The following is a 13229-nucleotide window of genomic DNA, read 5'->3' as shown; positions in this document are numbered from 1 at the left end:
TAACGTGAAAAAAAATACAAAATTTAATTATTATTTTAGGAGGTTTGAAAATGAAAAAGGGTCAAAATTTGGCAGGATTAATAGTACTAATACTAATGTTAATTGTAGGAAAAACAATGCTGGGAAGCTCAATGTTATTTTTTAGATTATTAGCAGGAGCAGGATTTGGATATGCATTGACTAGAGGATTTATGGGGTTTGCAGGATCAGTAAATAGAGCTTATAATACAGGTTCAACAAAATTAATGAGAATATTAGCTTATATGTTCTTAGGTACATCTATCTTGTCGGCAGCATTTTTATATAATGCAGACGCCAGTTCATACGATCTTTGGGTAAACCAGGTTAACTCTGGATTGATCCTTGGTGGAATTATGTTTGGATTTGGTATGACATTCTCAGTTTGTTGTGCATCAGGAGTTTTAACAGACGTTGTTACAGGATTTTCAAGAGGATTCATTACTCTTATCTTCTTTGGTATGGGTGTTTTCTTAGGATTCCCTTTCCAAAGAGCTGCTGCTTGGGTAACAGAGGCTGGAATTCCAACAGACTGGATTAGAAAATCATGGTTTACATCTGAAACAGGTGCAAAATTATATAATGGAGTTTATTTCCCGGATCTATTCAAATGGGATGGATTAGATGGATATTTAGGAGCGGTTTTATTAACTTCATTACTTTGTGGAATTGTAGTATACTTATCTAAAAAATATGAATCATCTAGAAGAGTATCTGGAACTTTTACAGGGGTACCCAGTGAAATAGAGCAAGTTAAAATTGTTACACAAGATAAAGATAGTAATAAAGAGTTCAAATTATTAAGTGAAGAAACATATACAAGATTATTTGTTACACCATGGTCTATGAAAGTAGGTGCATCGGTAATAGCTGTTATATTCACATTATTAATGGGCGTAACTAAAGCCGGTTGGGGAGCTTCTACACCTTACGGATGGTGGTTCGGAAGATTCTTAATGATATTTGGAATATCACCAGAATCATTATCTAACTTTACAAATTTCCCAGTAAAATTCTATACAATGCCATTTTTCAATCACCCAATCAATGTTCAAAACGTTGGAATTATGGTAGGAACAGTAATTTGCTTACTTTTAGCTGGAACGTTTAAGAGTACAACAACAAGCGAAATCAAAATTACATTCAAACAAGCAGCTCTATATGCTATGGGTGGAATATTGATGGGACTTGGAACTAGACTTGCAAATGGTTGTAACGTAGGAGCATTATATACTCCAATTGCAAACTTCTCACTATCTGGATGGGTTTTCTTTGCTGCTTTAGTAGGTGGAGGAATCTTAGGAAACAGGGTTGCAGTAAAAATAAAATAGTATTTTATTTATTCTTTTGCGGATGATAAAATACCTTGCAAACTCTTAATTCCAGACAGTATTGCAGGGTTAAAAAATAGCAGTAAAAATAAAAATTATAAAAAAATATGTTTGACAAATATAACTGAAATGGATATACTAGTCTCAACATAAAAATATATGAATGAAGATAGAGGTTGCAAACCTTAAGAGTATTTTGGAGGAGTCGGATAGATTTTGAAACCAAAAGAAAGGAAGTTTTGCCGAAATTTAAGATTTGTCGAAATCTTAAGTTGGGACTATGGATAATATCTGTAGTACTGTCATTATCAGAAGATAATGGGGAGCTGTCGAATGATTTTAAGATAAAAACCTATTATACATAATTATAGGTTTATAAATTAGAGTTATCGGTAGAGATCCGATAACTCTTTTTTTGAGTTAAAAGATCTCCTTTCTTCAAAATACTTAGGAGGAAAGATATGAGAGGTATAATAATTGTATTGTTATTAGGAGTTATGAGTAGTTTAGGGTTTGGAGCGGATTCATCAGAGACAGCGTTAAATTTAGGAGTGTGGACACTTCTACCGCCGGTTATAGCTATAACGTTAGCTTTTATTACTAAAAACGTAATTTTGTCGTTGTTTATAGGAATCTATTCGGGGTCGTTCTTATTGGGGATAACTCAGGGGAAAAATTATCTGTTTAGTTTAATTGGAGGATTTTCTGATATAACTAATAGAATCATCGGATCTATGGCAGACTCATGGAATGCAGGTATAATCTTACAGTGTTTAACTATCGGTGGATTGGTAGCATTGATCTCTAAGATGGGAGGAGCAAGAGCCGTAGCAGAATCCTTGGCTAAAAGAGCTAAAACTCCCAGGTCAGCTCAATTGATCACTTGGGTTATGGGGTTATTTATCTTCTTTGATGACTATGCTAATGCACTTATTGTTGGACCGATTATGAGACCTATAACAGACAAGATGAGAATATCGAGAGAAAAATTAGCATTTATAATAGATTCAACAGCAGCTCCAATTGCAGGAATAGCTCTTATCTCTACCTGGGTAGGATATGAGATATCGGTAATAAAAGACGGATATTCACTTATAGGGATGGAAAATATAAATGCATACAGTATCTTTGTACAGACAATTCCATATAGATTTTATAATATCTTGATGTTGGTATTTGTAGCATCTACAGCATATTTCTTGAGAGAATTTGGTCCTATGGCTAAAGCTGAAAGAAGAGCCAGAACAACTGGTCAGGTAACAAGTGGTTCAGCAGCTAAAGTCAGTCCGGAAGAAGCGGCAATGATAGCTCCTAAAGAGGGAGTAGTGCTTAACATATGGAACGCTATCATACCAATTATGGTATTGATCATAGGTTCGTTTGTAGGTTTCTATCTAAATGGAAAAGGTTATTTAGAGGGAGCGGTACTAGAGACTGTAAATAATTCTCCATTGTCGTTCTATGCTATCAGAGAAACTTTCGGAAATGCAGATGCTTCATTGGTAATATTCCAGGCAGCATTATTCGCATCCATCGTAGCTATCGTTATGGGGATATCTAAGAAAATATTTAAGTTTTCAGAGGCTATCGACACTTGGGTACATGGGATGAAATCATTGGTGATCACAGGAGTTATCTTATTATTAGCTTGGTCATTGACATCTCTGATAAAGGAATTAGGAACATCTGTATACCTGGTAAACGCATTGGCTGGAACTATACCAAAAGCAATTCTGCCATCGATCATATTTGTCTTGGGATCAGTAATTGCTTTTTCTACAGGAACATCATATGGAACTATGGGAATATTGATGCCGCTGGCAATACCATTAGCTAATGCTATCGGTGGAGCTGCTGGATTATCGGGAGAAACATTATCATCATATATAATCATGAGTATAGGAGCAGTTCTTACAGGAGCTATCTTCGGGGATCATTGTTCACCAATATCTGACACGACTATTCTTTCATCTATGGGAGCTGAATGTGATCATATAGAGCATGTAAAAACTCAAATTGTATATGCACTTGCGGTAGGAACTATCACAATATTATTTGGATATCTGCCAGTTGGAATGGGAGTATCTATCTATGTAGTATTGCCTATATCTATACTAGCTACTATACTTACTGTAAGATTTGTAGGTAAATCAGTAGAAACAGTATCAGAGACAAGGGAAGAAGTGGAGTTAGTATAAAAAAATTAGTAAGCCTAGTCGGAGTTCCGACTAGGTTTTTTTTATTTTGAATGATAATTATGGTATAATAAAATGATAAAAAACTAGTGTAATATAGATTGGGGGAAAAAATGAGGATATTAATAATAAGGCTGAGTTCTATAGGGGATGTTATATTGACCACCCCAATCCTAAAAAAATTAAAGGAAAAAAATAAAAATTTAAAGATTGATTTTATAGTTTTGGACAAATTTAAAGATGCTATAGAGGGGAACCCTAATATAGATAATCTGATTATCTTTAAAAAAGATACAGATGACGGAATAAAAAATATAAGGCGTTTTTCAAAATTATTAAAAGAAAATAACTATGATTATGTGTTTGATCTGCACTCTAAGATAAGATCTAGATTGATTACATTTTTTTTGGGAGAGAAAACTTTCAGGTATATAAAAAGATCATTATATAAAACTATCCTTGTAAAATCTGGATTGATTAAATATAGAGCTGATAATACCATAGTGAAGAATTACTTTGATGCTTTCAAAGTTTTAGGGATAGACTATAATGGAGAAGATTTAGAGTTTAATTTTTCTAAAAAGGATGAAAAAAAAGTAGAAAACTATAAAAATTATGTGGTATTTGCACCAGGAGCTTCTAAAAATACTAAAAAATGGACTATAGAAGGATTTGGTAAATTAGCTCAATTGATAAAGGAAAGATATAAAGCAGAGGTAATCCTGATTGGAAGTCCTAAAGAGAAGGAAGAATGTGAAAATATCAATAAAATAAGTGGGAATATCTGTATAAATCTGGCTGGTGAATTGAGTCTGAAAGAGAGTGGAGCATTGTTAGCAGGGGCAAAATTTTTGGTGACCAATGACTCGGGACCATTTCATATCGGCCGGGGAGTTAAGACAAAGTCCTATGTGATATTCGGCCCTACAGATCCAAATATGTTTGAATATGATGAGTTAGGAGTTTTGATCTATGGTAATGAACCATGTTCCCCGTGTTCATTACACGGAGATAAAAAGTGTCCTAAAGATCATTTTAATTGTATGAGGAATATCAGTGCTGAAGATATAATGAAAATAATAGATAAAAAATAAAAATCGAGGAATTTCCTCGATTTTTTTAATTATTCAGATAATAAAATCTACGGAATAAATAAAAGATTATAAAAATCTAGATTATGCCTGTTTGGATGCAACGTCACGTTGCTTTTTATTTGACCAATTTACATGAATCCCCTATACACTGGCTCAACTCTATATTCAATGCTTTTACAGAGATATTTATCTCTATAGCGGAAAGAGTCAGGGAGATCATCAGTAGGATCAAACTCCCGGCAAAGACGAATTCTGCTAAGATAATCTGTTGCAAAAATATTAAAAACATGGAAAAGACACAGAAGAACAGGGAAAAAATTCCTATTAATTGCATATTTTTTATAATTTTTATCCTTAACTTTAAATTCTCTATTTGAGGCATAAGGATACCGGCTCTATTTACCTCCTGGGTTGCCTGGTTATGCAGTGACCTGATAAGATTACTTAGGGCCAAAAATCTGCTTGTGTAGGCTAAGAGCAGGAGTGAAATGGTAGAAAAAATTAATGCCGGTGTTGTAAGTGTTAACTGCATCTTGGACCGCCTCCATCTTTTAAGGAAATGTTTAAAGCTATTGTAGAAATTTTAATTTCTAGGGCAGAAATAATGAGAGATATTAAAAAACTAATGATGGAAGTGGTAAATAAAATCCATCCTATCTGAATATATTCAAAAAAAATAGTAAATGTAGAAAGGGTAGCCAAAAACAATGAAAATACAGAAAAAAATTGTATCCATTTAATATATTTTACCCGTAGTCTAAAATTTGAAATTTGGGCTTTGATATTACAATTTTTGTCCGGCTGGTTATGAAAATCTCTGATCAATTGAGACAGATTTAAATATCTAATGGTATAACCATTGAAAAACATAGAAATTCCTGAAAATAACAATGCTGGAATAACATAGTTCATAGAGCTCCCTCCTTACTATAAATGATTCATCTATTATGGAATGATAATTTATTTTATCAAGATAGTCTGGAATATACAAAATATTATTTACAAAAAATAAAAAAAGACAGATCCTTAATGGCTGTCTTTTTTTATGCTATTACTTGCTTAAAACCTTGTTTATTCTTGGGCTTAAAGTAGCGGCATTTTTCTTTAAAATTCTAGCAACTTCAACTGAATCTGCAGCTTTTAAAGATCTTAACATTTTAACACAAACTTTTACTTTAGTTAATTGACCGTTGATTTCAACTTTAACTGTTTGTAAGTTTGGCTTCCATATTCTCTTGTTCATGTTATGAGCGTGAGAGATACTGTGTCCGAAAGTCATACCTTTACCAGTGATTTCACATCTTTTCATTATATTGCACCTCCTCTTTATTAAAACATCGGCTTAAATTTTAGCATAAAGCAAGTAAAAAAGCAAGGTTTTTTCTACAATAAAGATATAGTTTTCTGTAAAAAAAAAAACTCTTATGATATAATAGAATGTATAAATATAGATAAAAGTCGAATAATAAAGAGGTAGTAAAATGAATGAACACAGTTTAAGCGTATTGGAATTTGATAAGGTAAAGGAAAACATAAGTGAATATGCTATTTTGGATGAAACTAAGGGGAAAATATTAGATGTTATTCCTATGAAAGATATAAATAGTATAAAGAAAGAATTAGAGAATGTACAAGATTTTATGGACATGCTGAAGTATGACGGTGGTATTGAACTGTCGGAGATAAAAAATATATTGGTCTATTTAAAGAAAACCAGTCTTATAGGAACTTATTTAGATGTAGAGGATCTCTATCATACTGCCAGAAATTTAAGGGTATTCAGAGTGATAAAAACTAAATTTGAAGAATTAGAGGGGAAATACAGAGGACTCTATATGAGGTTTAAAGATATACCTACATATAAGGGACTAGAAGAGTTGATTGAGGCAGTTATCGATAACCAGAAAGAAATAAAAGATACAGCCTCTCTGGATCTAAAAGATATCAGGTATAGTAAAAAATTAATTCAAAACAACATCAAAAGAAAATTTGATGATCTTATTTCAAATCCATCATATGCCAAGGCTATCCAAGAAAAGATAGTAACGGTGAGAGATGGTAGAAGTGTAATACCTGTAAAAACGGATTTTAAAGGTCAGATTAAAGGAATAGAGCATGACAGGTCATCTAGCGGGCAGACAGTATTTATAGAGCCTATAAGTGTGGTTTCACTGAACAATAAGATGAGAGAACTAGAGGTAAGGGAAAGAGAGGAGATAAGGAAGATCCTATTGAGACTTACTGACAATCTGAGAGCTAATCTAGATGGGTTGATGGAAGTAGGAGAAACTCTTTTAGTTTTAGACTATTTAAATGCTAAGTGTAGTTATGGATTGGATAATAAATGTATAATCCCTAAATTAAATCAGAGGGAATATATCTCCATTGTAGAGGGAAGACATCCATTGATCAATCCCAGAGAAGTTGTGCCTTTAACTTTTGAATTAGGAAAAAATTATAATAGTCTATTGATTACAGGGCCCAATACCGGTGGTAAAACAGTAGCTTTAAAAACAGCAGGATTATTGACTGTGATGACGTTATCCGGAATACCGATTACAGCCAGTGATAAAACAGATATAGGGTACTTTAGTGGTGTCTATGCTGATATAGGTGATGAACAGAGTATTGAACAGAATCTGTCATCTTTTTCGGCACATCTAAAAAATATTCAAACTATCCTGGTAGGAGTTACTAAGGCAAGTTTAGTATTACTAGATGAGTTAGGTTCAGGAACAGACCCCATAGAGGGATCGGCGTTTGCCATGGCAGTGATAGATTATCTCAAGGAAAAAAAGTGCAAATCAATGATATCTACCCATTATAGTGAGGTAAAAGCTCATGGATACAACGAGGATGGGATTGAAACAGCATCTATGGAATTTGATCCTGAGACACTGTCACCTACTTATAGATTACTCATGGGAATTCCAGGGGAGAGTAATGCTCTGACTATTGCCAAAAGATTGGGAATACTTCCTGAAGTGATTGAAAAAGCCAAAAGTTATATCAGCGATGAGGATAAAAAAGTAGAGGGAATGATAACTAATATAAAGGAACAATCAGATGAACTGGAAAAAGCCAATGAAGAGGTAAAACAGTTAAAGTCTGAAGCTGAAAAGCTAAAGGAACAGTATGCTGAAAAAGTAAGAACATTGGAAAAAGAAAAAGAAGAGATACTGGAAAAAGCATATAAAGAGTCGGAACAGATGATGAAAAATATGCAGGCTAAGGCAAAAGCTCTGGTTGACAAGATTCAAAGGGAAGACAATAAAAAAGCCGAGGTAAAGGATGTTCAAAAAAGTTTGAATATGCTTAGAAACTCCATGGTAGAAGAGAAAAAGAGAAAATTAATGATGAAACCAAAAGTTATCAGAAAGATATCTTACGGGGTAGGAGACAAGGTCTTTGTAAAGAGTTTAAAACAGCACGCAGTTATCCTTCGTCTATTTATGAATAAGGATCAAGCTCAAGTACAGGCAGGAATCCTAAAGATGGTAGTTTCACTAGAAGATATAGGAATAATGAAGGATGAGAAGAAAAAAACATACACTAAGATGCACAGCCATAAAGGAAGCAGCGCTACCTACAAGATCGACCTGAGAGGTCAGATGGTAGATGAAGCAATAAATGAATTGGAAAACTATATGGATAGAGCTACATTGAATGGATACACTGATATTCAGGTAGTTCATGGAAAGGGAACTGGACAACTAAGAAAGGGAATCCAGGAATATCTTAGAACATGTAGATATGTAGCCAGTTTTAGAGATGCAAATATGAATGAAGGTGGATTAGGATGCACAGTAGTAACGCTGAAATAGATTATTATTATATAGTGGCAGCAGCAGGAGTTGGAAAGAGGATGGGACTCGACTACCCCAAGCAGTTTTTAGAGGTAGGCGGAAAACCAATATTTATAAAAACTCTGGAAGTGATTGAAAAAAATCACAGGGTAACAGGAATTGTAGTTGTAACCAATAAAGAATATATTTCTGAAGTGAAAAAGATGTGTGAAACATTTAAAATAAATAAGGTAATAGATGTGGTTAGTGGTGGAAAGGAAAGGCAGGATTCTATCTATAATGCATTGGAGTACCTTCCAAAAGAGAGTATAATTGGAGTTCAGGATGGAGTAAGACCATTTATAGAGGATAGATATATAGAAGATTCTTATACTAAACTCATGAAGGAAACTAATTTGGATGGTATAGTTGTAGGAGTACCTGTAAAAGACACTATAAAGGTAGTGAATTCAAAAGGTGAGGTAGTAGAGACTCCTAAAAGAGATCAGCTTTTTGCAGCCCAGACTCCTCAGGTATTTAGAGGTGAAATCCTGCACAGTAGTTATGAACAGGCGAAAAAACAAAAGTTTTTAGGAACAGACGATTCATCTTTGGTAGAAAAAGCCGGAGGATCTGTGGGGATTATCTTGGGGAGTTATGAAAATATAAAAATAACTACACCGGAAGACCTATTAATTTTTTCTAAAGAAAATATAAATTAGCGGCAAAATAAAAGGAGTGGAGCATGAAATTAGCAGTAGCACAAATAAATCCAACACTTGGGAATGTAGAGAAAAATAAGATAAAGATGATATCATATATAGAGAGTGCTATAAAAAAAGGCATGGAACTGGTAGTTTTTCCGGAACTATCTTTGACCGGGTACCTCCTGGAAGAGTTGACCTATGATGTGGCAGGGATCCCAGAAGAGTTTTATGAGCTGAGCAAAAAGATAAGTATTTTGTTTGGTGGTATAGAGGAAAGCAGGGATTACTATTACTATAATTCAGCCTTCTATTTAGAGGATGGAAAGTTGCAGCATACTCACAGAAAAGTATATCTGCCTACCTATGGTCTTTTTGATGAGGGAAGATATTTAAAGTCTGGAAATGAAATAAAAGCATTTGATACGAAATTTGGTAGATTTGGTATTTTGATATGTGAAGATGCCTGGCATCTTTCAAACCCTTATGTGTTGAGTATGGATGGAGCTGACTATGTATTTACCTTGGCAAACAGTCCGTCAAGGGGAGCTCAAGAGTCAAAATTGTCTCCTAACCAGACTTGGGATGAGATGATGAAGACTTACTCTAAATTACTCACAAGTTTTTATATCTTTGCCCACAGGGTAGGATATGAAGATGGGGTAAATTTTTTTGGGGGATCCAGGGTATATTCTCCAAATGGGGATGTTTTAGGTGAAGCTAAAAGTTTTGAAGAGGAAATGATAGTAGTGGAGTTAGATAAGAGAGATTTGAGAAGATCCAGGATAAATAACCCTGTGATGAGAGATGAAAAACCAGGATTGGTTATGAAAAGTTTAAAAAGAATAAATGGATAATTAATAAAATGATAAAAAATTGAAAATTTACCTTTATTAGTTTTAAGTTTGCCGTTAGGCACGGGGGTTATATTATGAATAAAATATTAAAGAATATAATAGGCGCTGTAGTTTTAGTAGTAATATTGCTAGTTTTTTATCTATTGACTTTTCAACTGTCCCACGAGAGGCTGGTAATAAAGGAAAGTAAAGCAGTTATATCGGTTGGAGATCTGAACAGCAAGAAAGTAAACTCTTACTATGAGTTATATGAAAAAGCTACCCAGACAGACCTTGAAGAGGCTAAAAAGTGGACGAAATATATAAAGGGATTGGACCTTATTTATTACAACGATTCTGACGATGGAAATCAAGGTGAGGACAAGGAGATAATGGTTATAAACCTAGGGTGGTTATATCCTGTTGCTAAATTTAAACAGGGGGAATATTTTGATGATCTGGGAAAAAATTATTTTTCTCTAAAAGAGGTGTATCAAAAACAGCTTGAGGAAGATTATGATGTGGATAAAAAAATTTATATGACTAACTACAAAGGGTATTATTTTATATCGGATGATGTGATGAAACTATCTGACTACATGAAATTACTTGTAAAAAAAGAGATAAATAAAAATATATCTTCTAAGATGAAAGGTGATACTTTAGGGGAAGCAGTAATAGATTTGGAAGGGTTAACTCAAGGGTTAGATGCTATAAAGATAAATGTGGATTATGAAAAAAATGAATTATCTATGAATGGATACCTATATGGTGATTTGGAATTTTCAAAATATCTTAATGGGATAGAGCAAAAGGATAGAAAATTTGCTAAATATATGGGCAAGGACAAGATATATATCACTAATACTGATTTTAGAGGTTTGGCCGTATTCATGAGAAGAAATGTAAATTCAGAAATAAACTCAATGTTATCTTTGGTGAAGATGTTTACAGGAAAAGACTTTGAAGACTATATGGACAAAGTAGATGGAGAGATGGTCTATGATTACGCTAAAAATCAAATGCTCCTCCCTGTGAAAGAGGTAAAAGACTTTAAGAAACTCATCGAGATCTTTGCAAAAAAAGAAGGAGATAAATATATCCTTGGCAACGGGGAAACGATAGAGATAAAAGAAAATATTATCTACTATAACGGAATTATGTCAGAGGGATCAATAACTCCCAAAGAGGATGAATTTATGAATATATCTTTAAATCTAGGATTATACAACCCTATATTAAGGGATATATACGTGGATATGGGAGGAAAAGTAGAAAAAAATAAGATAAAAATAAGAACAACCATAACAGATGGGGAGTTACTTGAAATATATAATAGGATGGAGGGCGAAAAAAATGATTAAGATACACAATACACTTACTAAAAAATTGGAAGAATTTATTCCTATAGAACCTGGTATGGTGAAGATGTATGTTTGTGGACCAACAGTATACAACTATATCCATATAGGAAATGCAAGACCTGCTATCTTTTTTGACACAGTGAGAAGATACTTTGAATATAGAGATTATAAAGTTACATATGTACAAAATTTTACAGATGTAGATGACAAGATGATAGAAAAAGCTAATGCTGAAGGGGTAACGGTAAAAGATATAGCTGACAAATATATCGAAGCTTATCTAAAAGATACAAAAAAAGTAAACCTAAAGGAAGAGGGGATGATAAGACCTAAGGCTACCGACCATATCAAAGAGATGATAAGATCTATCAAGATATTGGAAAGTAAGGGATACGCTTATGAATCTCACGGAGATGTATATTTTGATGTAGAGAAATATAAGGAAAACTATGGTGAATTATCCGGGCAAAAAATTGAAGATTTAAAAGCTGGAGCCAGAATAGAGATCACCGACATAAAAAAATCGTCTGTGGATTTTGCTCTGTGGAAGACAGCAAAAGAAGGGGAACTTTCTTGGGGATCACCTTGGGGTAAAGGTAGACCGGGATGGCATATTGAGTGTAGTGCAATGAGTGAAAAATATTTAGGAGCATCATTTGATATCCATGGTGGAGGACAGGACCTTATATTCCCCCATCATGAAAACGAGATAGCTCAATCAAAATGTTCTTATGGTGGAGACTATGCCAGATACTGGATTCATAATGGATACATCAACATCAAAGGGGAAAAAATGTCTAAGTCTAAAGGGAACTTTTTCCTGCTTCGTGAAATCTTAGAGGATTATGAAGGGAAAGTTGTTAGATTTTTCATGCTTTCATCTCATTATAGAAAACCAATTGATTTTTCAGAAATAGAATTAAATATGGCTAAGAGTGCAATAAACAGGATTGAAAACAGTATGCTGGCTATGCTGGAAAAATTAGATACTGAAAATTCAGTTGATGGCAGTGACGGGATGGAATTAAAGGCTGTTTTAGAGAGTTCTAAAATAAGATTTGTAGAAGCTATGGATGAGGATTTCAACACTGCCCAGGCTATAGGTGTATTATTTGAACTTATAAAAGAAGCTAATAAATCTATGGAGCAGAAACTGAGTAATGCAGGGAAGGAAGTCTTAAAAGATGTGTATACATTTATAAAAACAACTTTAATAGATGTATTAGGAGTGGAGATCGTAGTTGAAAAGCAGATCAAAGACCTGACTACAGAGTTGACGGAACTCCTAAAACAAATTGGGATAGAAAATCCTTTAGGAGAAAGTACAAAAAATTCAACTGTTGAATTAATTGAATTTTTAATAGAACAGAGAAAAACTGCTAAAAAAGATAAAAACTTTGCTTTATCGGACGAAATTAGAGATAAGATGGCTGAGATTGGTGTAAAAATAAAGGACGGAAGGGAAAAAACTACATGGACAATATAAGAATAAAGGAATTAAATGGATTAGCGCTGGCGTACTTAGGAGATGCTGTATGGGAACTGAGACTTAGGGAAAAATTTATAGCAAGAAATCTTAAAGTAAAAGATCTAAATAAATTGGTCAAGGCTCACGTAAGTGCTGTGGCACAGAGTAAGATATATTTAAGTATCGTAGATGAATTAGAAGATGAATATAGAGCTTGTGCCAGAAGAGCCAGAAATTCAAAAATTTCAACTTTTCCAAAATCATGTACTATGAAGGAATATAAAAACGCAACAGCATTTGAAGCGTTGATTGCCATGTGTTATATAAATAAAAGGGAAGATATAATAGAGGGAATTATAGAAAATTATGTATTTGAAAAGAAAAATGATGAGAAATAAAAAAATAATGATGCAGAACAAGCGGGCAAATTCCGT

General features: G+C 33.6%; 12 protein-coding genes and 1 riboswitch. Of the genes, 9 read left to right on the top strand and 3 right to left on the bottom strand.

Annotated elements, in window-relative coordinates; all coding sequences use genetic code 11:
* Window positions 1-50: 50 nt before the first annotated feature.
* From NRK67_07130 to NRK67_07120, 3 genes are all read left to right on the top strand, one after another.
* Window positions 51-1349, top strand: a complete 1299-nt coding sequence (locus NRK67_07130; protein UUV19247.1) for a YeeE/YedE family protein — start codon at window positions 51-53, stop codon at window positions 1347-1349.
* 162 nt (window positions 1350-1511) lie between these two features.
* A riboswitch (Lysine riboswitch) is annotated at window positions 1512-1686 on the top strand.
* Between the two features lie 160 nt (window positions 1687-1846).
* Entirely contained in the window at window positions 1847-3547 is a 1701-nt protein-coding gene (locus NRK67_07125; GenBank protein ID UUV19898.1) for a Na+/H+ antiporter NhaC family protein, read from the top strand.
* Window positions 3548-3657: 110 nt separating this feature from the next.
* Window positions 3658-4638 (top strand): glycosyltransferase family 9 protein, encoded by a 981-nt coding sequence (locus NRK67_07120; GenBank protein ID UUV19246.1) that lies wholly within the window; start codon window positions 3658-3660, stop codon window positions 4636-4638.
* Between the two features lie 115 nt (window positions 4639-4753).
* Here NRK67_07120 and NRK67_07115 read toward each other — a convergent pair whose 3' ends face one another.
* The 3 genes from NRK67_07115 to rpmB form a co-directional block, all read right to left on the bottom strand.
* Complete coding sequence (locus tag NRK67_07115; protein UUV19245.1) at window positions 4754-5170, bottom strand: DUF2721 domain-containing protein; 417 nt, start codon at window positions 5168-5170, stop codon at window positions 4754-4756.
* Window positions 5161-5550 carry a DUF2721 domain-containing protein gene (locus NRK67_07110; GenBank protein UUV19244.1) on the bottom strand — a complete coding sequence of 130 codons (390 nt, stop codon included), beginning with the start codon at window positions 5548-5550 and terminating at the stop codon, window positions 5161-5163. The genes NRK67_07115 and NRK67_07110 overlap by 10 nt, the downstream gene beginning before the upstream one ends.
* A 139-nt stretch (window positions 5551-5689) precedes the next feature.
* On the bottom strand, window positions 5690-5947 hold the full coding sequence (gene rpmB / locus NRK67_07105) for a 50S ribosomal protein L28 (GenBank protein ID UUV19243.1): 258 nt from the start codon (window positions 5945-5947) through the stop codon (window positions 5690-5692).
* Window positions 5948-6119: 172 nt separating this feature from the next.
* Between rpmB and NRK67_07100 the strand changes: the two genes are divergently transcribed.
* From NRK67_07100 to NRK67_07075, 6 genes are all read left to right on the top strand, one after another.
* Entirely contained in the window at window positions 6120-8462 is a 2343-nt protein-coding gene (locus NRK67_07100) for an endonuclease MutS2 (protein ID UUV19242.1), read from the top strand.
* A complete protein-coding gene (gene ispD, locus NRK67_07095) occupies window positions 8438-9145 on the top strand; it encodes a 2-C-methyl-D-erythritol 4-phosphate cytidylyltransferase (GenBank protein UUV19241.1) in 708 nt (235 codons plus the stop codon). Before NRK67_07100 ends, ispD begins: the two co-directional genes overlap by 25 nt.
* 23 nt (window positions 9146-9168) lie before the next feature.
* Window positions 9169-9984 (top strand): nitrilase, encoded by an 816-nt coding sequence (locus tag NRK67_07090; protein ID UUV19240.1) that lies wholly within the window; start codon window positions 9169-9171, stop codon window positions 9982-9984.
* Between the two features lie 74 nt (window positions 9985-10058).
* On the top strand, window positions 10059-11327 hold the full coding sequence (locus NRK67_07085; protein UUV19239.1) for a hypothetical protein: 1269 nt from the start codon (window positions 10059-10061) through the stop codon (window positions 11325-11327).
* Entirely contained in the window at window positions 11320-12813 is a 1494-nt protein-coding gene (gene cysS, locus NRK67_07080) for a cysteine--tRNA ligase (protein UUV19238.1), read from the top strand. The genes NRK67_07085 and cysS overlap by 8 nt, the downstream gene beginning before the upstream one ends.
* The gene (locus NRK67_07075) at window positions 12801-13193 is read left to right on the top strand and encodes a Mini-ribonuclease 3-like protein (protein UUV19237.1); all 393 of its coding nucleotides are present in this window, start codon (window positions 12801-12803) and stop codon (window positions 13191-13193) included. Before cysS ends, NRK67_07075 begins: the two co-directional genes overlap by 13 nt.
* Window positions 13194-13229: the final 36 nt, after the last annotated feature.

Source organism: Fusobacteria bacterium ZRK30 (genome assembly GCA_024628785.1).
Taxonomy (GTDB): Bacteria; Fusobacteriota; Fusobacteriia; order Fusobacteriales; family Fusobacteriaceae; genus Psychrilyobacter.
This window is presented reverse-complemented; position numbering and strand designations above follow the sequence as displayed.